The 22,093-nt window shown below is 69.8% G+C and carries 18 protein-coding genes and 1 pseudogene; 9 read left to right on the forward strand and 10 right to left on the reverse strand.

Going from position 1 to position 22,093, the window contains the following annotated elements; genetic code table 11:
• Positions 1 to 4 precede the first annotated feature (4 nt).
• Genes C1737_RS26315 through C1737_RS26345 form a run of 7 tightly spaced genes read right to left on the reverse strand, consistent with a single transcriptional unit; the run spans position 5 to position 6,103 of the window.
• Complete coding sequence (locus C1737_RS26315) at positions 5 to 1,174, reverse strand: lipid-transfer protein (protein ID WP_102419837.1); 1,170 nt, start codon at positions 1,172 to 1,174, stop codon at positions 5 to 7.
• Complete coding sequence (locus C1737_RS26320; RefSeq protein WP_102419838.1) at positions 1,171 to 1,638, reverse strand: MaoC family dehydratase; 468 nt, start codon at positions 1,636 to 1,638, stop codon at positions 1,171 to 1,173. The genes C1737_RS26315 and C1737_RS26320 overlap by 4 nt, the downstream gene beginning before the upstream one ends.
• Positions 1,635 to 2,759 (reverse strand): acyl-CoA dehydrogenase family protein, encoded by a 1,125-nt coding sequence (locus C1737_RS26325; RefSeq protein WP_102419839.1) that lies wholly within the window; start codon positions 2,757 to 2,759, stop codon positions 1,635 to 1,637. The genes C1737_RS26320 and C1737_RS26325 overlap by 4 nt, the downstream gene beginning before the upstream one ends.
• A 9-nt stretch (positions 2,760 to 2,768) precedes the next feature.
• Positions 2,769 to 3,167 (reverse strand): Zn-ribbon domain-containing OB-fold protein, encoded by a 399-nt coding sequence (locus tag C1737_RS26330; protein WP_102419840.1) that lies wholly within the window; start codon positions 3,165 to 3,167, stop codon positions 2,769 to 2,771.
• The gene (locus C1737_RS26335; protein ID WP_067918557.1) at positions 3,167 to 3,712 is read right to left on the reverse strand and encodes a MaoC family dehydratase N-terminal domain-containing protein; all 546 of its coding nucleotides are present in this window, start codon (positions 3,710 to 3,712) and stop codon (positions 3,167 to 3,169) included. Before C1737_RS26335 ends, C1737_RS26330 begins: the two co-directional genes overlap by 1 nt.
• 14 nt (positions 3,713 to 3,726) lie before the next feature.
• Entirely contained in the window at positions 3,727 to 4,914 is a 1,188-nt protein-coding gene (locus C1737_RS26340; RefSeq protein ID WP_102419841.1) for an acyl-CoA dehydrogenase family protein, read from the reverse strand.
• 4 nt (positions 4,915 to 4,918) lie between these two features.
• Positions 4,919 to 6,103, reverse strand: a complete 1,185-nt coding sequence (locus tag C1737_RS26345) for a cytochrome P450 (RefSeq protein WP_067918580.1) — start codon at positions 6,101 to 6,103, stop codon at positions 4,919 to 4,921.
• Positions 6,104 to 6,303: 200 nt separating this feature from the next.
• Between C1737_RS26345 and C1737_RS26350 the strand changes: the two genes are divergently transcribed.
• The 5 genes from C1737_RS26350 (at position 6,304) to C1737_RS26370 (ending at position 13,883) form a co-directional block, all read left to right on the forward strand.
• Positions 6,304 to 7,773: an aldehyde dehydrogenase family protein gene (locus tag C1737_RS26350; RefSeq protein WP_102420146.1), complete on the forward strand. Its 1,470-nt coding sequence runs from the start codon at positions 6,304 to 6,306 to the stop codon at positions 7,771 to 7,773.
• Entirely contained in the window at positions 7,770 to 10,076 is a 2,307-nt protein-coding gene (locus C1737_RS26355) for a CaiB/BaiF CoA-transferase family protein (protein ID WP_102419842.1), read from the forward strand. Before C1737_RS26350 ends, C1737_RS26355 begins: the two co-directional genes overlap by 4 nt.
• Before the next feature lie 46 nt (positions 10,077 to 10,122).
• Complete coding sequence (locus C1737_RS26360) at positions 10,123 to 11,031, forward strand: alpha/beta fold hydrolase (protein WP_067918563.1); 909 nt, start codon at positions 10,123 to 10,125, stop codon at positions 11,029 to 11,031.
• 28 nt (positions 11,032 to 11,059) lie between these two features.
• A complete protein-coding gene (locus C1737_RS26365) occupies positions 11,060 to 12,478 on the forward strand; it encodes an acyl-CoA synthetase (RefSeq protein ID WP_102419843.1) in 1,419 nt (472 codons plus the stop codon).
• A 121-nt stretch (positions 12,479 to 12,599) separates the two neighbouring features.
• Positions 12,600 to 13,883, forward strand: coding sequence for an MFS transporter (locus tag C1737_RS26370; RefSeq protein ID WP_102420147.1), 1,284 nt, complete (start codon positions 12,600 to 12,602; stop codon positions 13,881 to 13,883).
• Between the two features lies 1 nt (position 13,884).
• On the opposite strand, the gene dapD is transcribed toward C1737_RS26370, so the two are convergent.
• Complete coding sequence (dapD, locus tag C1737_RS26375) at positions 13,885 to 14,838, reverse strand: 2,3,4,5-tetrahydropyridine-2,6-dicarboxylate N-succinyltransferase (protein ID WP_102420148.1); 954 nt, start codon at positions 14,836 to 14,838, stop codon at positions 13,885 to 13,887.
• A 36-nt stretch (positions 14,839 to 14,874) separates the two neighbouring features.
• On the opposite strand from dapD, the gene dapE reads away from it, so the two are divergent.
• Positions 14,875 to 15,939, forward strand: coding sequence for a succinyl-diaminopimelate desuccinylase (gene dapE / locus C1737_RS26380; protein WP_102419844.1), 1,065 nt, complete (start codon positions 14,875 to 14,877; stop codon positions 15,937 to 15,939).
• Positions 15,940 to 16,337: 398 nt separating this feature from the next.
• Here dapE and C1737_RS27600 read toward each other — a convergent pair whose 3' ends face one another.
• The gene (locus tag C1737_RS27600) at positions 16,338 to 16,751 is read right to left on the reverse strand and encodes a DUF4189 domain-containing protein (RefSeq protein WP_082972773.1); all 414 of its coding nucleotides are present in this window, start codon (positions 16,749 to 16,751) and stop codon (positions 16,338 to 16,340) included.
• A gap of 255 nt (positions 16,752 to 17,006) precedes the next feature.
• On the opposite strand from C1737_RS27600, the gene C1737_RS26655 reads away from it, so the two are divergent.
• On the forward strand, positions 17,007 to 17,225 hold the full coding sequence (locus tag C1737_RS26655; RefSeq protein WP_142393498.1) for a hypothetical protein: 219 nt from the start codon (positions 17,007 to 17,009) through the stop codon (positions 17,223 to 17,225).
• A gap of 215 nt (positions 17,226 to 17,440) precedes the next feature.
• On the opposite strand, the gene C1737_RS26390 is transcribed toward C1737_RS26655, so the two are convergent.
• Complete coding sequence (locus C1737_RS26390) at positions 17,441 to 19,564, reverse strand: AAA family ATPase (RefSeq protein ID WP_199182948.1); 2,124 nt, start codon at positions 19,562 to 19,564, stop codon at positions 17,441 to 17,443.
• A gap of 60 nt (positions 19,565 to 19,624) precedes the next feature.
• Between C1737_RS26390 and C1737_RS26395 the strand changes: the two are divergent.
• Together C1737_RS26395 and fadD6 are read left to right on the forward strand one after the other, a co-directional pair.
• Positions 19,625 to 20,204, forward strand: a pseudogene (locus C1737_RS26395) (TIGR00730 family Rossman fold protein).
• 69 nt (positions 20,205 to 20,273) lie between these two features.
• Positions 20,274 to 22,058, forward strand: a complete 1,785-nt coding sequence (fadD6, locus tag C1737_RS26400; protein WP_067919018.1) for a long-chain-acyl-CoA synthetase FadD6 — start codon at positions 20,274 to 20,276, stop codon at positions 22,056 to 22,058.
• Positions 22,059 to 22,093 lie beyond the last annotated feature (35 nt).

Genomic DNA, 22,093 nt, shown 5'->3' on the forward strand with positions numbered 1-22,093 from the left:
CCCCTCAGTTGGCGGGCGCCAGGATCAGCCCGCTGGTGGGCACGCCGGTTCCCGACGTGACGAGCACGTGCTCGACGTTGTCGACCTGGTTGTAGGACGTCCCGCGGACCTGGCGCACTCCCTCGGTGATGCCGTTCATGCCGTGGATGTAGGCCTCGCCGAGCAGCCCGCCATTGGTGTTGATCGGGAACTCCCCACCCAGTGAGAGCCGCTCGACGGTGGCGAAGTCCTTCGCCTCGCCGCGTCCGCAGAACCCGAGCTCCTCGAGCTGGGCGAACACGAACGGCGTGAAATGGTCGTAGATGAAGGCGGTTTGGATGTCCTGCGGCTTGAGGCCCGAGTCGCGCCACAGCCTCTTGGCGACCACGCCCATCTCGGGCAGCCCGGTGATGTCGTCGCGGTAGTAGCTGGTCATCATCTCGCCGTCGGCGGCCGCGCCCTGGGCGGCCGCCGTGATGATCGCCGGCGGCTGTCGTAGGTCGTGCGCGCGTTCGGCGCTGGTGACCACGAGCGCGACCCCGCCGTCGCTTTCCTGGCAGCAATCCAGCAGCCGCAGTACCGGTTCGACGATCCACCGCGATTTCTGGTGATCTTCCAGCGTGATCGGACGCTGGTAGAACCAGGCATCGGGGTTGCGGGCCGCGTGCGCGCGGTCCACGACCGCGATGCGGCCGAAGTCTTCGTTGGTGACGCCATACGTCGACATGTAGCGCTGGGCGTGCATCGCGACCCACGCCGCGGGGGTGAGCAGTCCGAAGGGCGCGTAGTGCGCCATGAACAGCGGGGTCCCCAGGTCGGTGCGCCCGCTGCCGCCGAACCGCATGCCGGAGCGTTCGTTGAAGGCGCGCCAGCACACCACCACGTCGGCGACGCCCGTCGCGACGGCCATGGCGGCGTGCACGACGGTGCCGGCGGCGGCCCCGCCGCCGTGGTGCACGCGGGAAAAGAAGCTCAGGTCGCCGATGCCCACGTTGCGGGCGATCTCGATCTCGTCGCTGGAATCCATCGTGAAGGTGACCATGCCGTCGACGTCTCCGGGTGTCAGGCCGGCGTCGTCGAGCGCGGCACTCACCGCCTCACAGGCCAATTGGAGCTCGCTGCGCCCCGACTCCTTGGAGAACTCGGTCTGGCCGATGCCGACGATGGCGCAGCTGCCGGGCAGCGAGGAACTCACGCTTGACTCGTTTCGCACGCCCCGTCGAGCAGGCTGAGGACCGCCGTACCCGAGACGTGGTCGCCCAAGCTGTTGGAGCCCTTGAACCTCACCTCTACGAAGTTCTCATCCCCGCTGCCCTCGGTCTTTCCGGTGACGCTGCCGGTGAAGCGCAGCGGGTCGTCCGGAAAGCACGGCACGCCAAGGCGAATCGACAGGTTCTTGACCATCGCTTCGGGCCCGGCCCAGTCGGTGAGGAACCGCACGCAGTAGCCGTTGGTGGTGAGGATGTTCATGAACAGGTTGGGCGAGCCCTGCTTGTTCGCGTAGTCGCGGTCGTGGTGCACGGGCATGAAGTCGCGGGTGGCGATCGCCCCGGCGACGATCATCGTTGTGGTGATGGGGACTTCGAGCGGAGTCACCTCGTCGCCGACGGAGATGTCCGCCCAGCGCAGGGTGGTGGTGCGGCTCGCGGTGGTCGTCATGAGAGTCCTTCCGAATACGTGGCGCTATACGTTGCGCCCAAGTGGGCCAGCTGCGCCGCGGCGGGGCCGAGCGTCAGCTCGTTGTGCTTGGCCCACAGGAAGTAGCGGTGCAGGGGATAGGTGACGTCGATGCCGATGCCGCCGTGGACGTGCTGGGCGGTGGCGGCGACGCGCGCGCCGGCCTCGGCGGCCCAGAACTTGGCGATGCGGGCGGCGCGGTCGGCCGGCCTCCCGTGCGCGATCAGCCACGCCGCGTGCCACGTGGTCCACCGGATCGCCTCGACATCGATGAACGCGTCGGCCATCCGCTGCTGCACGGCCTGGAAGCTGCCGATGGGCCGGCCGAATTGCTCCCGGCCCGTGGTGTATTCGGCCGCGATCCGCAGGGCCCGCTCCGCGACGCCCAGCTGGACCGCGCAGAGGGCGACCAGCGCGCGGGAATGCAACGACTCGATCAGGCCCGCCCCGGCCAGCCGGTCGGCGTCGGACACCGTTGCGCCGTCGAGGTATACGTCGGCGTGCGGTTCGTGGTTGGTGGTCTCCACCGGCCGGATCTCGACGCCGCGGCCGTCGGCCGCCACCAGGAACAGCCCGACCTGCCCGTCCTCCATCGACGCCGGGATCAGCACCGTGTCGGCGATCTGGGCGGCCGGAACCAGCTCCTTGGCGCCGTCGAGCCGCCAGTCGCCGCCATCGCGCCGCGCGGTGGTGGCGGGTGCCGCCGCGTCGGAGCGGCCCGGCTCGGCCAGCCCCGCGGTCAGGATGCGGTGCCCGGCGACGACGCCCGGCAGGAAGCGTTGCCGCTGTTCGGAATTGCCGTGCCGAGCGATCGGGTCGGCGCCCAGCACCAGCGTCGCGTACGCGGGCACCGGAGCCACCGCCCAGCCCACCTCGGCCAGCAGCACGCCGAGCTCGACGAAGCCACCGCCGTTACCGCCGACCGACTCCGGCAGCGCGGTGCCCAGCAGGTCGGCGGCCGCCAGCTCCCTCCACAGGCCGTCGTCGAAGCGGACGTCACCGGCTTCCAACTCGGCCAGGCGCCCGGGTGCCGCCCGGCGTTCGAAGAGGTCGCGAGCGAGCTTGGAGATGGCCTCCTGCTCTTCGGTGAACGTGAAGTCCATGGCCCCCGCCTAGTCCGCCGGCCGAAACTGGTGCAGCACCAGGTCGTTATCGAAACCCTGGTAGTACACCTCGACCGGCATCCCCGTTCTCACGTCCGCCGGGTCGATGCCGGTCAGGTTGGACACCAGCCTTACGCCCTCCTCGAGTTCCACCAGCGCGACGACGTAGGGATACTCGAAGAACGGAAACTTCGGTTCGTGCGGCATCACATAGCTGTAGACGGTGCCGCGGCCCGACGACTCCACGGTGTCCCAGTCCAGGGAACGGCAGTGCGGGCACATCGGGCGGGGTGGGTGGCGCAGCCGTCCGCATCCGCCGCAGCGCTGGATCAGAAGCTTGTTGTCCCGCAACCCGTTCCAGAAGAACTCGGTGTCCTTGGTGATGGCGGGCGCCAGTCGGGTGGTCATCAGCGCTCCGGTGAGAATCGCAGCACGCGGAATCGTTGCCGCCCCAGAACTTCGCCGTTCTGGTCGGTGTAGGTGGTCAGCCAGGTCAGGAAGAAGCCGGTGCCCAGCGCCGTCTTCTTCTCTTCGGAGACCGATTCGTACACGGTTGTCGCGCTGATGACGTCGCCGAGGCGCGGGTAGCGTTCGATCTCGAATTCGGAGTTGGTCGCCACCGTGCTGGTGTAGCCGGCCTCGTCGAGGAACGCCGTTGGGTTGCTTTCGATGACGACCGGCGCGCCACCGCGCTCGCCGATGCCCTCCAGGATCGGCGAGGGCATGGTCCAGGTCTGCAGCATCACCGGCGGCGACACGATGCCGCCGAACCGCGATTTCTCGGCGAACTCCGGGTCGAGGTAGACGGGGTTCATGTCGGCCATCGCGTACGCCCAGTGCCGGATCATGGGCTGGTTGACCGGGTCCGGGGCCAGTGAGGGCTTTCCGGTGCCGCCGGTCGGCCGGCCGACGAGGGCTTTCACCTTGGCGCTGACGGTTTCTGAGTCGGTCACTTACGGGTGTCCTCCTATTGTGCGGTGGCGCGAAGGTCTCGGGGAGCGCGTGGCATGCCCAATCCCGCCATGGCGATGATGTCACGCTGAATCTCGTTGGCGCCGCCGCCGAAGGTATTGATGACGGCCCATCGGTAGGCGGTTTCCAGCGCGCCGCGTAGCGGTGCATCGGTGCCCCGGCGTACCCCGTTGTGGTCGAGCACCTCCAGCAGCTGGCGGGCGACCTGCTGGGTCAGCTCGGTGCCGAACACCTTGGCCGCGGAGGCTTCCCCCATGCTGAGCACGCCTTTGGTCATCGCGGCATTGACCCTCAGGTTGACCAGTTTGTAGGCGGCGACCTGGGCCTCAACCCGCGCCAGGGCGAGTTGCACCCACGGCTGGTCGATGACGCGCCCACCATCGAGCTCGGTGGCGGCGGCCCACTCCAGGGTCTTCTCGAACAGCGGCTCGAGCGCCCCGAGGTTGCCCAGGGCCGCCCGCTCGAAGTTCAACTGGGTGGTGATCAGCTGCCAGCCCTGGTTCTCGCCACCCACCAGCGCGCTGGCCGGGACCCGCACGTCGTCGTAGAACGTGTAGAAGGTGGAGATGCCCGGCATGGTGTGCAGCGGCTGCCAGGAGAATCCGGGCGACGAGGTGGGCACGATCAGGATGGAAATGCCCTTGTGTTTCTTGGCATTCGGATCGGTGCGGGCGGCCAGCCAGATGTAGTCGGCATACGCCGCGCCGCTGGTGAACATCTTCTGCCCGTTGATGACGTACTCGTCGCCGTCCCGGACCGCGGTGGTGCGCAACGATGCCAGGTCGCTACCCGCCCCGGGCTCGGAGTAGCCGATCGCGAACTCGACACTGCCGTCCAGGATCGCGGGCAAGAACCGCTGCTTCTGTTCCTCGGTGCCGCACTGCATGAGCGTCGGCCCCACCGTGTTCAGCGTCACCAGCGGGATCGGGGCGTTCACCCGCTGCGCCTCCTCGGAGAAGATGAACTGCTCGATCGCCGAGAACCCGCGTCCGCCATACTCTTTGGGCCACCCGACGCCGAGCAGGTCGGCCGCGGCCAAAGCGCGGATACATTCCCGCACTTCGGGGCCGCCCTCCATGCGTGCGCTGAGGGCAAGGCTACGTTCGGGCGTCATGACGCGTTCCAGCGCGGCGCGGATCTCGGCGCGCAGCCGCTGCTGCTCGGGGGAGTACTCCAGATCCATCGGCTCAGGCCCCCAGCCGCACCGGCATGCGCTTGACCCCGGGCACCATGGTGGCGCGCATCCGGTCCACCGGGCCCACCAGCTCGAGCTTCGGGAAGCGGCGCAGCAGCTCGTCGAACATCACACACGCCTCCAGCCTGGCCAATTGCGCACCGACACAGGAATGTTCGCCACACCCGAACGCGATGTGCGGATTCGGATGCCGGGTCACCTTGAACTCCTCGGAGTCGGCGCCGAAGATGTCCTCGTCCCGGTTGGCGGACCCGTAGAGCATCACCACCACGTCGCCCTCGGCGATCCGCTGCCCGCGGATCTCGACGTCGGCGGTCGCGGTGCGCGCCATGTGCACGACCGGGCTGGTCCACCGCAGCATCTCCTCGACGGCGCCGGGGATCAGCGCCGGATCGTCGACCAGCAGGCGGCATTGGTCGGGGTGGGCGATCAGCGCCAGCGTGCCCAGCGCGATCAGGTTGCGGGTTGTCTCGTTGCCGGCGACCAGCAGCAGGTAGGCGAAATTGAGCAGGTCCTCGTCGGTCAGCCGGACACCGTCGATCTCCGCGCCGGCCAGCACCGACAGCAGGTCGTCGCGCGCGTCCACGCGCCGGGCGGCGATCAACTTCTGGAAGTACTCGTACAACTGACCCATGGCGACCAACGGGTCCAACTCGATCTCCGGGTCGGCCGTCCCGGTGGCCGCGTCCGACCACGCCCGGAACTGCTCCCAGTCATCGGGCGGGGCGCCGATCAGCTCGGCGATCATCCGGGTGGGCAGCGGGGCGGCGATTTCATCGGCGAACTCGTGGACGGAATCCGGTTGGACGCCATCGAGGATGCCCCGCACGATCTCGCGGATCTTGGGCTCCAGCACGGCCACCCGCCGCCGGGTGAACCCGGAGTTGATCAGCTTGCGCAACTGTCGGTGCCGCGGCGGGTCGGTGAAGATGAGGTTGCCCTCCTGCACCGCGTTGCCCATCTGCGGATCCGGGATGGTGATGCCACGGGTCGAGGTGAACGTGGCCGGGTTGGTCGACACGAAGCGGATGTCCTCGTACTTGAGCAGGGCCCAGAAGTTGGTGACGTCGTTCCAGCAGACCGGCGCCGTCGCTCGCAGCTCGCGGTACGCCGGGTACGGATCGCCGGCGTAGAAGTCGGGGGAGTGCAACAGAGCAGCGGGAAAAGTGGTCCGCACGGCGGCCTCCCTGATCAGGCGATCCGACACATTGACGCGATGTGTCTTGCGGCCTTGTGTCTACCCCGTGCCGCCCACCCGTGTCAATACCGCTGTGAAACGGCAAAATACCGCGCAATTCGCGTGATTGGTGATTGACGGTGCGGGGGCATGGGTGTACACCAAGTGGTTAGATGACCGACGTTCGGGTGAGGAAGCGCATGACCGAGCTGCACACTCCGGGAGCTCTTGTCGACACCTATCAGCTCTACATCGACGGCAGATGGGTTGAGCCGGAGGACGGTCGCTACGACGACGTCAACCCGGCCACCGAAGAGTCCATCGGCACCGCGCCCGACGCGAGCGTCACCCAGGTCGGCGCGGCGATCGGCGCCGCGCGCCGGGCCTTCGATGCCGGGCCCTGGGGGCGCATGGGCCCCGACGAGCGGGCCGGCTGCCTCAACCAGCTGGGCGAGGCCCTGCTCAGGCACGCCGACGAGATCTTCGCGCTGTCCCAGGTCGAATGGGGCTGCGTGACCAACGAGCGGATGATGCAGATCGACGGCGCCGGCTACATGTCCATGCACGCCGCCCAGCTCGCCACGCAGCTGGTCGACGAGCCGGTCACCGGGATCGGCGCGGGAACGACGTTGCTGCGCCGCGAGCCGCTCGGTGTCGTATCGATCCTGACGCCGTGGAACTTCCCGCACTGCCTCAACGTCATGAAGGTGAACAACGCGCTGGCCGCCGGCAACACCGTCGTGCTCAAGCCCTCACCGCTGACGCCGCTGGCCGGGCTCGCGCTCGCGCGCATCATCGACGAGGAGACCGACATCCCGCCGGGTGTCGTCAACGTCGTCACGCCGTCGGGCCTCGAGGCCGCCAAGCTGCTCACGACTGATCCGCGCATCGACATGATCAGCTTCACCGGCAGCTCCGCCGTGGGCTGCGAGGTCATGCGGGCCGCGGGCGATGCCATGAAGCGGCTGTTGCTGGAGTGCGGCGGCAAGTCGGCGAGCATCGTCCTCGACGACACGCAGCTGACCGACGAGATGTTGCGGCAGATGCTGTTCGATTGCTGCTCGCTGCACGCCGGGCAGGCCTGCATCCTGCACAGCCGGCTGCTGCTGCCCGATTCGTTGCACGACGACGTCGTCGACCGGCTCGTCGCACTGGCCCGCGACGTCAAGGTCGGCGACCCCACCGACCCGACGGTGCAGATGGGCCCGCTCATCAGCGCAGCGCAACGCGAGCGGGTGCAGGCGCACGTCGACGGCGCGGTCCGCGACGGCGCGAAGCTGGCCACCGGCGGCGGTCGCCCCGCCGGGCTGGACGTCGGCTACTACGTCGAACCGACGATTCTCACCGGCGTGCAACCGGATTCGACGATCGCGCAGGAGGAAGTGTTCGGGCCGGTGCTCTCGGTGTTGCGCTACCGCGACGACGACGACGCCGTCGCGATCGCCAACAACTCGTGCTACGGGCTCTCCGGCGCCGTCTGGGGCACCGACGTGGACCGGGCCCTCGCGATCGCCCGGCGCATGCGCACGGGCCAGGTCGCCGTCAACGGGATCGGTCCGGGCGATGCGCCGTTCGGCGGGTTCAAGCTGAGTGGGTTCGGGCGGGAGAGCGGCGGAGTCAGCGGGCTGCACCAGTACATGGAGGTGAAGGCCATCGGGATCCCGGCATGACGGGACCCCTCGCCGGGCTCCACGTCGTCGAACTCGCCAGCGAGATCTCAGGCCCTTACGCCGCAAAGCTTTTGGCAGACCTCGGCGCCGAGGTCACCAAGGTCGAACCGCCCGCCGGGGATCCGCTGCGCCGGTGGGGCCCATTTCCCGGCGCGGTCGCCGACCCCGAGCGTTCCGGCCTGTTCCACTACCTCAACGCCGGGAAGTGCGGCGCCACACTGGATTTGGAACGGCCGCGCGACCTGGCGGCCGCCCGCGAGCTGGTCGCGGGGGCGCACGTGCTCATCGAGGACTTCGCGCCCGGAACGCTGGAACGCTGGGGGATGGGCCCGGGCGACTTGGGCCGGCTGAACCCGAACCTGGTGCTGCTGCGCATCTCCGGGTTCGGCCAGTGCGGGCCCAGGCGTGCGCGGCCGGCCACGCCCCTGACCGTGCAGGCGGCGTCGGGCTGGGTCAGCGTCCGGGACCCGGGCCGGCCGCCCGTACAGGTCGGCGCGCGCATCTGCGAGTACGTCGCGGGCGGTTACGGCGCGCTGGGCGCGCTGACCGCGCTGCGACTGCCACCGGCCGGCCGGGTCCGGGAGGTCGACGTCTCCCAGGCGGAGGCGCTGCTGTCGACGCTGCCCTACCCGATGCTGATGGCGCAGCGGATGAAAGGCCTTGGCCTGCCGGCGAACCTGCGCTCGGCGCCCATGCTGGGCGTCGTCCGGGCCGCCGACGGCTGGGTGGGCATCAACTGCCTGACGGGCCAGCACTGGCTGGACGTGTGCGCGATGCTCGGGCTGCCCGAGTACGGCGAGCAGCAGATCGCGATCATGCTGGGCGGCCCGGAGCGCGACGAGTTCTTCGGCAAGGCCGAGCCGCTGCTCGCCCGGCAGACTGTCGCCGACATCGTGGAACTCGCCCAGGCGCTGCGCATCCCCGCAGCACCGGTCAACGACGGGGCCACGGTGTTGGAATGTCCGCAGTACACCGAGCGCGGGTTTTTTGAGCAATCCGGCGGGCCGGGATGGTCGTTCCAGCGGCCCGGCCCGGCGTTTCGCCTCTCGAAAACGCCTGTGGCGCAACCGGGCACACCGCCCCGGCTGGGCACGCGCCCCGGGCCGTGGGCAGCCGATGCCCGGCCGCTGTCCACAACCGGAGGGCCGCTGCCGTTCTCCGGCTTGCACGTCCTCGACCTGACCACGTTCTGGGCCGGGGCCTACCTGACCTGCTACCTGGGCGCGTTCGGCGCCGACATCGTCAAGGTCGAGTCGATCCAGCGGCCGGACGGGCACCGCTACTCCGGCGCCTTCGCCTACGAGGGCGACGACTGGTACGAACGCAGCCCCATCTGGCAGGGCACCAACCTCAACAAGCGGGACCTTACCCTCGACCTGACGTCGCCGCGGGGCCTCGACATCGCCCGGCGGCTGGCCGCGGAGGCCGACGTGGTGGTGGAGAACTTCTCACCGCGGGTGGTCGAGCAGTTCGGCCTGGACTACGACGCGCTGGTGTCCCTGAACCCCGACGTGATCGCCGTGCGGATGCCCGGATACGGCCTGCAGGGACCGTGGCGCGACTACGTCGGCTGGGCGCTGAACTTCGAGCAGACCTCGGGAATGTCGGCGGTCACCGGCTACCCCGACGGTCCGCCGTGCAACCCGCAGGGCCCCGCCGATCCGATCGTCGGCGTGCACGCGGCGGCGGGGCTGCTGGCGGCCCTCGAGCATCGACTCCGCACGGGGGAGGGCCAGCTGATCGAGGTCGCGCAGATCGAGGTCGCCGCCTGCCTGGCCGCCGAACCGGTGATCGAGTACTCGATGACCGGCGCCGTGCGCCCGCGGGAGGGCAACCGGCGGCGCGGCTACCTGCAAGGCGTGTACCCGACCGCCGACGACGGCGTCTGGGTCGCGCTGTCACTGCCCGACGACGGCCGGCTCGACCACGACGCGTTCGACGAGCTGGTCTCCGCGTGGACCCGCACTCAGGCCGCTGAGGCGGTCGTGAAAACCCTTCAAACACAGGGTATCCCGGCCGAACAAGTGATCACCGGTGACCGGATGTACGACCGCGGCCTGATCGGCGGCCAGCTCGACGCGCGCGGCTACTACGAGGAGTTCACGCATCCGATCACCGGGGCGCACCGCTATCCCGGCTGGCCGTTTCGCATCACACCGGGGCCGGTCCGCCACCACCGCGCCGCCCCGCCGACGCTGGGCCAGCACAACGACGAAGTCCTGCACGGTCTGGGCCTGTCGGCGGGCGAGGTCGCGAGCCTGCGAAGCGAGCGGGTCATCGGGGAGCGGCCGCTGGGCGCCTGACCCGTGAGCCTTTGGTAAACGGCCCGTCACATGCAAGGCTGCTGACATGGCCATCGAGATCGCCCGCCCCAAGCTCGAAGGAAACGTCGCCGTCGGCGCGGACCGCCAGATCGGCTTCGCCGAATTCGGTGACCCGCAGGGGCGTGCGATGTTCTGGCTACACGGCACCCCCGGCGCCCGCCGCCAGATCCCGATCGAGGCCCGGGTCTACGCCGAGCAGCACAATATCCGCCTGATCGGCCTGGACCGGCCCGGCATCGGCTCGTCGACTCCGCACCGGTACGAGAACATCCGGGCATTCGGCGAAGACCTGCGGACGATCGCGGACACGCTGGGCATCGACAAGATGGCTGTCATCGGCCTGTCCGGCGGCGGCCCGTACGCGCTCGCGTCCGCCGCGGTGCTGCCCGACCGGGTGGTCGCTCTCGGCGTCCTCGGCGGCGTCGCGCCGTTCCTCGGCGAAGAGGGGATCACCAGCGGGCTGATGAACCTGGGCAAGCGGGTGGCGCCGCTGCTGCGGCTGGGCGGCGACCCGCTGCGGATCGGCGCGAGCCTGGTGGTCCGGATGGTCCGTCCGGTCGCGAATCCCGCGCTGTATCTGTACGCCGCGATATCGCCCGAGGGCGACCGGCGCCTGCTGACGCGGCCCGAGTTCGGCGCCATGTTCCTCGACGACCTGCTCAACGGCAGCCGCAAGCAACTGGCTGCCCCGTTCAACGACATCATCCTGTTCACCCAGGACTGGGGATTTCGGCTCGACGAGGTCAAGGTCCCCGTCCGGTGGTGGCACGGCGACAGCGACCACATCGTTCCGTTCGCCCACGGTGAGCACGTCGTGTCGTTGCTGCCCGACGCCGAGTTGTTCGTGTTGCACGGCGAGAGCCACCTCGGCGGGCTGGGCCGCGGCGAGGAGATCCTGTCCACGCTGACGAAGATCTGGGACGAGCAGGACTGACGTTCCCGGCGCCGGGTAGCCTGCTGACGTGCTGCTGGCGTCCCTGAATCCCGCGGCGGTCACCGCCACCGACATCGCCGACGCGGTACGCATCGACGGCGTCGTGCTCAGTCGCAGCGACCTCGTGGGCGCCGCCACGTCGGTCGCCGAGCGGGTGGGCGGCGCGGACCGGGTCGCGATCTTGGCCACGCCCACCGCGGCGACGGTGCTCGCGGTGACCGGGTGCCTGATCGCCGGCGTCCCGTTCGTTCCGGTGCCCGCCGACGTCGGAGTCGGCGAACGCCGGCACATGCTGACCGATTCGGCGGCGCAGGCCTGGCTCGGTCCCGTGCCGGACGAGTCGGAGGGCCTGCCGCACATCCCGGTGCGTTTACACGCCCGGTCCTGGCACCGCTACCCCGAGCCGTCGCCCGACGCCACCGCGATGATCATCTATACCTCCGGTACCACCGGCCTGCCCAAGGGTGTGGTGCTGAGCCGCCGCGCGATCGCGGCCGACCTCGACGCCCTGGCGGAGGCCTGGCAATGGACGGCTGACGACATGCTGGTGCACGGCCTGCCGCTGTTTCACGTGCACGGGCTGGTGCTGGGATTGCTCGGGTCGCTGCGGGTGGGAAATCGCTTCGTGCACACCGGCAAACCGACGCCCGCGGGCTACGCCCAGGCGGCCGAGGCCGGCGGCACGCTGTTCTTCGGCGTCCCCACGGTGTGGTCGCGGGTGGCGGCCGACGAGGCGGCCGCGACGGCGCTGCGCCCGGCGCGGCTGCTGGTCTCGGGCAGCGCGCCGCTGCCGGTGCCGGTATTCCGGCGGCTGGTCGAGCTCACCGGCCACGAGCCGGTCGAACGGTACGGCGCCTCCGAATCGCTGATCACCCTGTCGACCCGCGCGGACGGCGAGCGACGCCCCGGATGGGTGGGCCTCCCGCTGACCGGCGTGCAGACCAGGCTGCTCGACGACACCGGCGCGGAGGTGCCCCACGACGGGGAAACCGTTGGCAAGCTTGAGGTTCGGGGCCCGATGATGTTCGACGGTTACCTCAACCGTCCGGGGGCCACGGCCGAGGCGTTCGACGCCGGCGGCTGGTATCGCACCGGCGACGTCGCGGTCATCGACGGCGGGGGCATGCATCGCATCGTGGGCCGCGAGTCGGTCGACCTGATCAAGTCCGGTGGCTACCGGATCGGCGCCGGCGAGATCGAAACGGCGTTGCTCGGACACCCCGGCGTGCGGGAGGCGGCCGTCGTGGGGATGCCGGACGCGGACCTGGGCCAGCGCATCGTCGCGTTCGTCGTCGGTGCGGCCGACCTGAATCCCGACGACCTGATCGACTTCGTCGCCAACGAGCTGTCGGTGCACAAGCGGCCGCGCGAGGTCCGCCTCGTCGAGGCGCTGCCCCGCAACGCGATGGGCAAGGTGCTCAAGAAGCAGCTGTTGACCGAGGGCTGAGCGCTTAGGCGACACGCAGCGTTTTGCCAGCTTTTCCGTCGAGCGTGACGGCGAACCTTCACCTACCGTCGTAGTCGTGACGGAACTGCCGACGGTTGTGGCCGGACCCGGCCGCACGCCCATGCGGCGGGTCGCGGCCGCCTGCCTGGTCGGCTCGGCGATCGAGTACTACGACTTCCTCATCTACGGCACCGCGGCGGCGCTGGTGTTCCCGACGGTGTTCTTTCCGCGACTCGGTTCGACGCTGGGCATCGTCGCTTCGATGGCGACGTTCGCGACGGCGTTCCTGTCCCGGCCGCTGGGTGCCGCCGTGTTCGGATACTTCGGCGACCGGCTGGGCCGCAAGAAGACGCTGATCGCCACGCTGCTGATCATGGCGGTCTCAACCGTCAGCGTCGGGCTGGTGCCCAGCACGGCCGCCATCGGTGCGGCCGCCCCCTTGATCCTGATCGTGTTGCGGCTGCTGCAGGGGTTCGCCGTCGGCGGCGAATGGGCGGGGTCGGCGCTGCTGAGCGCCGAATACGCGCCCGCCGGCAAGCGGGGCCGCTACGGCATGTTCACCCTGCTCGGCGCCGGCACCGCCTCCGTGCTCGCCAGCGTGACCTTCTTGGGCGTCAACTTCAGCATCGGGGAAAACAGCGCCGCGTTCATGCAGTGGGGATGGCGGCTGCCGTTCCTGTTCAGCGCGGCGCTGATCGGGATCGCGCTGTACGTGCGGGTCAACATCGACGAAACCCCGGTGTTCGCCGAGGAAAAGGCGCGCGACCTGGTCCCCAAGGCGCCGCTCGGGGAGGTGTGGCGCCTGCAGCGCCGCGAGATCGTGCTGGCCGGCGGCAGCCTGCTGGGCGGATTCGGTTTCGGCTACCTGGGTCACACCTATCTGCTCATCTACGCCAATTCGCACCTCGGGTACACGCGGGGCTTCATCTGGTCGGTGGGCGCGCTGACCGGGCTGGTCAGCATCGCGACGGTCGCGGCCTCGGCCACGCTGTCCGACCTGGTCGGACGCCGCCGCCTGATGCTGCTGGGCTGGTCGCTCCTGTTGCTCTGGGCGTTCGTGGTGATGCCGCTGCTGAACACCCGCAACCCGGCGCTGTACGTGGTTGCCGTCGTCGGCATGGCGATCGGTGCGGCGATCGGCTCCGGACCCACCGCCGCCTTCATTCCGGAGCTGTTCGCCACCCGTTACCGCTACAGCGGATCGGCGCTGGCCCTCAACCTCGCCGGAGTCGTCGGCGGGGCTCTGCCGCCGCTGCTCGCCGGGACGCTCCTGGCGACGTATGGCAGCTGGGCGATCGGCGCGATGCTGGCCGCGCTGACGTCGGTCGGGCTGGTCTGCACCTACCTGCTGCCGGAAACCAACGGCACGACGCTCGGGTCCCGCTTCGAAGAGGTGCCCCGGTAGCTCAGTTGGCGTGCAGGTCCTCGTTGAGGGCGATGCCCTGACCGCCGCGGGCCACGACCTCGACGGCTCCGGTGACCGAATTGCGGCGGAACAGCAGGTTGTTGCCGCCGGACAGCTCGGACGCCTTGAGCACCTGACCGTCGGGAGTGGCGACCTTGGTGCCCGCGGTCACGTACAGGCCGGCTTCGACGACGCAGTCGTCGCCCAGGGAGATGCCCAGCCCCGCGTTGGCGCCGAGCAGGCACCGCTTGCCGATCGATATGACCTCGGTGCCCCCGCCGGACAGCGTGCCCATGATGGACGCGCCGCCGCCGATGTCCGACCCGTCGCCCACCACCACGCCGGCGGAGATGCGGCCCTCGACCATCGACGCGCCCAGCGTGCCGGCGTTGTAGTTGACGAAGCCCTCGTGCATCACCGTCGTCCCCGGCGCCAGGTGCGCGCCCAGCCGCACCCGGTCGGCGTCGGCGATGCGCACGCCGGTGGGCACGACGTAGTCGACCATGCGCGGGAACTTGTCGATGCCGTAGACGGTCACCGGGCCGTGCCGGCGCAGCCGCGCCCGCACCGCCTCGAACCCGTCGATCGCGCACGGCCCGCGGTTGGTCCACACGACATTGGTCAATACTCCGAACAGGCCGCCGGCGTTCAGCCCATGCGGCGCCACCAACCGATGCGACAGCAGATGCAGCCGCAGGTAGGCGTCGTAGGCGTCGGCGGCCACGTCGTCGAGCGAGCCGATGACCGTGCGCACGGCGACGCTCTCGGTGCCGCGGTCGTCGTCCCGGCCGACGAGCGCGGCCAGCTCCGGGGGCGCATCCGACGGGGCCAGGCGTGACGTGCCGCCGGTGCCCGATTCGGTCAGTTCCGGTGCGGGAAACCACGTGTCGAGGATCGATCCGTCGGCGGCCAGCGTCGCCAGCCCGATGCCTACAGCTCCAGTCACGGCGGTCAGGTTACTTGCCGCTCGGCAGCGGATAACCTGGGACCCGTGCTGGACTTGCGCGGGGATCCGATCGAGCTGGCCGCGGCGTTGGTCGACATCCCCAGCGAATCGCGCGACGAGGCGCGGCTGGCCGACGAGGTCGAGGCGGCGTTGCGGGCCCAGACTTCCGGGTTCGAGATCGTGCGCAACGGCAACGCCGTCCTGGCGCGCACCCGCCGCCAGCGGCCGTCGCGGGTGCTGCTGGCCGGACACCTGGACACCGTCCCGGCCGCCGGCAACCTGCCCAGCCGCCGCGAGGGCGGCGACCTGTACGGATGCGGGGCCGCGGACATGAAATCGGGCGACGCGGTCTTCCTGCATCTGGCCGCCACCGTGGCCGAACCCGTGCACGACCTGACGCTGGTGTTCTACGACTGCGAGGAAATCGACGCCGCGGCAAACGGTTTGGGCCGCATCGAGCGCGAGCTGCCGGACTGGCTGTCCGCCGACGTGGCTATCCTGGGCGAACCCACCGGCGGCTACATCGAGGCCGGCTGCCAGGGCACGCTGCGCGTCGTGATCTCGGCCGCCGGCACCCGCGCCCACTCGGCGCGAGCGTGGCTGGGCGACAACGCGATTCACAAGCTGGGCGCCGTCCTGGACCGGCTGGCCGCCTACTCCGCGCGCAGCGTGGACATCGACGGGTGCGTATATCGCGAGGGCCTGTCCGCGGTGCGCATCGACGGCGGCGTCGCGGGCAACGTGATCCCCGACGCCGCCGCGGTCACGGTCAACTTCCGCTTCGCCCCCGACCGCTCGGCGACCGCCGCGCTGCAGCACGTGCACGAGGTGTTCGACGGGCTCGACGTGCGAATCGAGCAGACCGACGCCGCCGCGGGCGCCATGCCCGGGCTGTCCCAGCCCGCGGCCAAGGCCCTGGTCGAGGCCGCCGGGGGGCAGGTGCGGGCGAAGTACGGGTGGACCGACGTCGCGCGGTTCGCGGCGCTGGGCATCCCGGCGGTCAACTTCGGGCCGGGCGACCCGAACCTGGCACACAAGCGCGACGAGAGCGTCCCGGTCGCCAACATCACCGCCGCGGTGGCCATGCTGCGCGGCTACCTCGCCGGGTAGTCCGATGCAGCAAAGGTGATTCGTGGCCGAGCGATGGATCACCGTCAGCTCAGCGCCCGTCTGGGCTGGCCGATCGACTTCTGGCATGACGGCAAGTACTGGTTGCGCGTCGGCGCGACTAACCCAAATCTGTTACGCGCCTTGTGGCTAACTTGCCGAGACCGGCGTAGGAGTACGCGTCAGGGCGTAGTGACCGCTCATTTCGGAAGCGGACGCGGGCGATGGGGCGCCGACGGCCGCGGCGCCGAGGGCGACGGCTAGGCGAGAATTCGCGTGGCGTTCATTTCTGATCCTCCAATACGGTGTTTGGAAAATCATGACGACCCGCCTGCTCCTAAGCGATAGTCAATGTTGGAAACTGTCGCGCGGGTGTACGGAGCCGGCTAACTAGATTCCGTTTACGTATTGCAGGCTGATTCCCATTTCAGTCCGCCCGCCCTCATCGCGTCCTGGTTCGCGGCGTCTGCTGTCGGTCCCACTCCGGTGGTGCCGTCACTCGCGAGCGCGATGCAGAGGGGGGCGCCGGGTCCGCCGGTTGTAATCACTATGTGACAACCGGGGCCTTTTGAATTGCACCCATTTATCGCCACCGCGTTCGCCGCGTCCTGCGTTGGGTAGTTCCGCGCCCACCAGGCCCACCCAAGGTCGCCCGTGGCAGCTATGGCCGCGTAACAGTTGGGTTCGGTGCATTGGTCGGCGATCGCCGATGGTGCAGCCAGGACTGACTGAGCAAACGCCGTCGTGGCGATAAGACCTGTGGTGGCGACGAATTTGATGTTCATAACCCCTCCTCTCATTCGAGCCGACCACATTCACGTGTGCGGCGGATAGGGACCAAAGTCCTTTGCCGTGGCGGCAACGCAACAAACCAGCCGATAACTGAGGGCTTAAATAGAAAGATTCCAGAATCGCCGGATGGTTCACACCGGTTTTGCTGGGGAAAGTGGTGCCGATCCAATTGCATTTGGCAGACAAAATGGGGACGAGGGCGGCGTGCGGTGGGCGTAGATCGCGCTGTCAAGCTTATTGTCGGGTTGCTGGCCGGGCCAGCAATGTACACTGAGCGCATGAGTTTCAAGAAGACAATCGTGACCAGCACTCTCGTAGTCGCGGCTGGACTGGCATTGGCACCTGCTGCTACTGCCGATCCTGCACCGCAGCCAAATCCCGGCGTTCAAATTTCGCAGTCGGGTCCATCAGCGCCGGCCCCGGCGAAGCAGCACCCCATGCTGGGCACGAAAGAGTCCGCCAATACGGGAAGTGATCACAACCCAGCCCTTCCTTGAGCGTCCTCGACGCCCGAAAACGGCCGACTGGTCACCGAGGCTGGCCGATAGAGCAATGCCCCTCGGTGTGATCGCTGAGGTAGACGCCCCCGGCGCGGGCCGGAGGCGTCTGCTTTTTTGGTGCTGATCCAGACCATCGCAATGCCCAAGGTCCACGGTGGGATCGACTCCGCCCGTAGCACAACCGGACCGCCGCTGATGTGACTCTCAGCGGGTCAGGGCTTTTGGCCGCCGCATCGCCGCGCCTGCGCGGCGGCGTCGGCCGCCGCCGCGCGCATCCCCACGGCCGCTAGGCCGTCCGAGACCACCAGCAGCGCCGCGTCGTCGCCGGCCGCCAGCGCCTGCGCATGTGCGAGCGCGAGTTTACCTGCGGTGCAGTCGATTTCGTCGCAAAGGCGGGCCAGCGGATCGGCCGCGCGGGTGTCGCCGAGCCGCACCGCCTCGTGCCAGACCCGCACCGCCACGGCCCGCTGGCCGCCGCGTTCGGCCATCCGGGCGGCATCCCGAGCGGCGGTGACCGCACCGTGCGAGTCGCGCATCGAGGCCAGCCGCCACGCCCGGGCGACGCCGAGCTCCGGCGCGAACAGCGCCGACTTGGTCCCGTGCCGGGATTCGGCCCGGCCCAATGTCTTTCCCGCGGCGGCGATGTCGCCCTGCTGCGCCAGCGCGGTGGCCAGCAGCGTCAACGACAGCGGGCCCCACGAATACCCGGTGCGTTCTAACGTGGCGGCGGCCGGGCCGAGTAGCGATGCGGCTCCGGCGAATTCGCCGTCGGCGAGCAGCACGTGCGCCAGCAGCACCTCGCCGATCGCACGGCCAGGCTGCTGCAGCTCGGCGAAATCGGTGAACTGCTGGGCGAGTTCGCGGGCTGCGTCGAGCCGGCCCGCCATCAACAGCGAAGTGGTCTGCCCCAACCCGATCGTGAAGCGCAGCAGCCCCGGGTGTTCGGCGGCCAGGGCGCGCTGGGCCAGCGGCTCGACGTCGCCGAAACGCCCCTGCCGGGCCGCGCACAGCGCCGCCGTGCTGGCCGCCCAGGCCACCGCCTGGTCGCCGGCGTGCGGGGCGGCCAGCACCGCGTCGGCGACCTTCACGGCGTGCCCGACGTTGCCGGCGTTCATCGCGAACGTGGCGCTCAGCGCGTCGAGGGTGGTGCGCGCGCCCGCATCCGAGACGTGACCGCGGATGGTGCGCAGGAACGCGGTGGCCCGCTCGGGTTCGCTGAGCATCCAGAATTGGTTGGCCGCGCGCAGCAGCGCCCAGTCCATCAGTGCGGTTTCGGTCAACGCGCTGGGGTCCAGGCCGGCCAGCACCGCGTCGGCCTCGCGGCCGCGGCCCTGCCATCCCAGGGCGTGCGCCAGCGCCAGCCGCGCCGCCAGCCCGCCGGACCGCTCCAGGGCCGAGGAGGCCAGCCGTTCGCCCAGGGCGAGATCGCCCAATCTCAGCGCCTGCTGCGCGGCGGCGACCAGCTCGGCCACCGGCTGGGGGGCGTCGCTGTCGAGGGCCAGCGACGCCAGCCGCAGCCGGTCGCTGAGGTGTTCCGGCGGATGCTGCGACAGCTGCCGCACCACGTCGGTGCGGCGACGCCGCGCGCCGTCGCCGCCCAGCACTGCGCGCGCCCGCTCGGCGAACAGCGGGTGGGCCGTGTACACCACCGGGTCGTCCGAGGCTTCGCCGCGCACCCGGGTCTCCACCGCCCCGCAATCGACCGCCTCGCCGACCGCCTCGGCGCCGGCGAGGACGGTCAGATCCGCCAGCGACAGCGGCTCCGCCACGGCCAGATAGTCCAGCACCGCCCGGGCCTCGGCGGGCATCTCGCCGAGAAACGCGTCGACCTCTGCCGGCGTGGTCGTCCCGCCGGGCGCTTCGATGTCGATTCGGGTGAGCAGGCCGTCGGTCCACAGCGCTGCGACGGCCTCCGGAGCCGAGTCGGCGCGGCCGGTGACGACCATCCTGGCCACGCCGGCCAGCGCCAACTGGTACACCAGCGTGGCGGACAGGATGTCCAGCTCGTGGGCGTCGTCGACCACCAGCAGCAGGTCGTCACCGTCCAGCGACGCCCGGGCGGCGCGCAACAGCGCGGCCGGCTTGCCGATGTCGGCGATCTCGACCAGGTGGCTGAAGGCGCCGAACGAAACGGCGCGCTCGGTCGGGGTGCCGGTGACCCACCGCACGCGCGTGCCGGGGTGTCGGCGACCGAAGTCGTCGGCGGCCATCCGGGCCAACGTGGACTTGCCGCAGCCGTCCGGTCCGAGCACGACGGCGCCTCTCCCGGTCGCCAGCGCCGCCTCCAGCCGCTCCAGCGCCGACGCGTGCCGGGGGACGTTCCATCGAATCGGCATCGCCGGATTTTATTGCGCGCGGTGTGCGGGCGTCAGCAAGCTTGGTCTACCTTTCGTTGTATGCGCCCGGAATCCGAGCCAGCCGGCGACTGGGCGGTGTGCGTGTACTGCGCGTCCGGCCCGCAACATCCCGAATTGCTTGCGGTCGCTGCCGAACTCGGCGAGGCGATCGCCGAGCGGGGCTGGACTTTGGTGTGGGGTGGGGGCCGGGTGTCGGCGATGGGCGCGGTGGCGACCGCCGCGCGCGCCCACGGGGGCCGAACCGTCGGCGTGCCGAACCGTCGGCGTCATCCCCCAGGTCCTGATGCGCGTCGAGATCGCCGACGCCGACGCCGACGAGCTCATCGTCACCGAGACCATGCACGAGCGAAAGCACGTCATGGAGGAGCGCGCCGACGCGTTCATCGTGCTCCCCGGCGGCGTCGGCACCCTGGACGAGCTGCTGGACTCGTGGACCACCGGCTACCTCGGCCTGCACCGCAAGCCCATCGTCATGCTGGATCCGCTGGGGCATTACGCAGGGCTGTGGGCCTGGCTGGGCGGGTTGCTGGACAGCGGGTACGTCTCGCAGCCGGCGATGGACCGGTTGGTGCTGGTCGACAAGGTGGGCGATGCCGTGGAGGCGTGTGCGCCCGAATGAGGGCGCCGGCAACCTCGTGATCCCTATTAGGCTGTCCGCCGAGTTGTTAACGCAGAATCGAGGGATGACGTGGCCGATCACGACGGGGGAGCGCGGACCGCGGTCAAACTGACCGACATCGCATCGCGGGCGCCGGGTCTGCTGGCCGATATGCCGGTGATCGTGCGGGGGGCGATGACCGGGCTGCTGGCCCAGCCGGGTTCGAAGAAGTCGATCGGCACGGTATTCCAGGAGCGGGCCGCCCGCTACGGCGACCGGGTCTTCTTGCGGTTCGGCGACCAGCAACTGACCTACCGCGACGCCAACGCCGCCGCCAACAGGTACGCCGCGGTGCTGGCGGCCCACGGTGTCGGCCACGGTGACGTCGTCGCGATCATGCTGCGCAACTCGCCCAACGCGGTGCTGACCATGCTGGCGGCGGTCAAGTGCGGCGCCGTCGCCGGGATGCTGAACTACCACCAGCGCGGCGAGGTCCTCGCGCACAGCCTGGGCCTGCTGAAGGCCAAGGTCCTGATCGCGGAGACCGACCTGGTCAGCGCGGTCGCCGAGTGCGGCGGCTCGGGCGACACCGAGACGATGACCATCGAAGACCTGGAGCGATTCGCCGTCAGCGCACCGGCCACCAACCCGCCGTCGGTGTCGGCCGTGCAGGCCAGGGACACCGCGTTCTACATCTTCACCTCCGGCACGACGGGCTTCCCCAAGGCCAGCGTGATGACCCACCTGCGGTGGCTCAAGGCCCTCGCGGCGTTCGGCGGTATCGGGCTGCGGCTGAAGAGCTCCGACACGCTCTACAGTTGCCTGCCGCTGTATCACAACAACGCCCTGACCGTCGCGCTGTCGTCGGTGATCAACTCGGGCGCGACGCTGGCGCTGGGCAAGGCGTTCTCGGCGTCGAAGTTCTGGGACGAGGTGATCGACGCGGAGGCCACGGCGTTCATCTACATCGGCGAGATCTGCCGGTACCTGCTCAACCAGCCCCGCAAGGCCACCGACCGCGCGCACCAGGTGCGGGTGATCGCCGGCAACGGGCTGCGCCCGGAGATCTGGGACGAGTTCACCGATCGGTTCGACATCGACCGGGTCTGCGAGTTCTACGCCTCCAGCGAGGGCAACACCGCGTTCATCAACGTCTTCAACGTGCCCCGCACCACCGGTGTCTTCCCGATGCCGCTGGCCTACGTGGAGTACGACCCCGACACCGGGGCGCCGCTGCGCGACGACAACGGACGCGTGCGCCGGGTGCCGTCCGGGGAGCCCGGCCTGCTGCTCAGCCCGGTCAACCGCTTGCAGCCGTTCGACGGCTACACCGACAAGGAGTCGAGCGAAAAGAAGCTGGTGCGCAACGCCTTCCGCGAGGGCGACGTGTGGTTCAACTCCGGTGACGTGATGAGCCCGCAGGGCATGGGGCACGCCGCGTTCGTCGACCGGCTCGGCGACACCTTCCGGTGGAAGGGGGAGAACGTCGCCACCACGCAGGTGGAGGCGGCGTTGGCGTCCGACGCGTCCGTCGAGGAATGCACGGTCTTCGGTGTCGAGATTCCCCGCACCGGCGGTCGCGCCGGGATGGCCGCGGTCAAGCTGCGCGACGGCGCGGAGTTCGACGGCAAGTCGCTGGCCCGCGCGGTGTACTCCCAGCTGCCGGCCTACGCGTTGCCGCTGTTCGTGCGGGTGGTCGATTCGCTGGAGCACACCACGACGTTCAAGAGCCGCAAGGTGGAGCTGCGCGAGCAGGCCTACGGATCGGACATCAAGGATCCGCTGTACGTGCTGGCCGGCCGAGACGAGGGCTACGTGCCGTACTACGACGAATACCCCGACGAGGTGGCCGACGGTAAGCGGCCGCGCGGCTGAGTGTGCGCCCTGGCCGCACACCGGATCCCGGGACG

It is taken from the genome of Mycobacterium sp. 4858, from assembly GCF_900240975.1.
Taxonomy (GTDB): Bacteria; Actinomycetota; Actinomycetes; order Mycobacteriales; family Mycobacteriaceae; genus Mycobacterium.

Excerpts from the sequence above, each read along its gene's own strand:
- C1737_RS26390 (WP_199182948.1), bottom strand. The coding sequence starts at position 19,564 with ATGCCGATTCGATGGAACGTCCCCCGGCACGCGTCGGCGCTGGAGCGG.
- C1737_RS26320 (WP_102419838.1), bottom strand. The coding sequence starts at position 1,638 with ATGACGACCACCGCGAGCCGCACCACCACCCTGCGCTGGGCGGACATC.
- C1737_RS26355 (WP_102419842.1), top strand. The coding sequence starts at position 7,770 with ATGACGGGACCCCTCGCCGGGCTCCACGTCGTCGAACTCGCCAGCGAG.
- C1737_RS26360 (WP_067918563.1), top strand. The coding sequence starts at position 10,123 with ATGGCCATCGAGATCGCCCGCCCCAAGCTCGAAGGAAACGTCGCCGTC.
- C1737_RS26655 (WP_142393498.1), top strand. The coding sequence starts at position 17,007 with ATGAGTTTCAAGAAGACAATCGTGACCAGCACTCTCGTAGTCGCGGCT.
- C1737_RS26325 (WP_102419839.1), bottom strand. The coding sequence starts at position 2,759 with ATGGACTTCACGTTCACCGAAGAGCAGGAGGCCATCTCCAAGCTCGCT.
- C1737_RS26370 (WP_102420147.1), top strand. The coding sequence starts at position 12,600 with ATGCGGCGGGTCGCGGCCGCCTGCCTGGTCGGCTCGGCGATCGAGTAC.
- C1737_RS27600 (WP_082972773.1), bottom strand. The coding sequence starts at position 16,751 with ATGTGGTCGGCTCGAATGAGAGGAGGGGTTATGAACATCAAATTCGTC.
- C1737_RS26330 (WP_102419840.1), bottom strand. The coding sequence starts at position 3,167 with ATGACCACCCGACTGGCGCCCGCCATCACCAAGGACACCGAGTTCTTC.
- C1737_RS26340 (WP_102419841.1), bottom strand. The coding sequence starts at position 4,914 with ATGGATCTGGAGTACTCCCCCGAGCAGCAGCGGCTGCGCGCCGAGATC.
- C1737_RS26350 (WP_102420146.1), top strand. The coding sequence starts at position 6,304 with ATGACCGAGCTGCACACTCCGGGAGCTCTTGTCGACACCTATCAGCTC.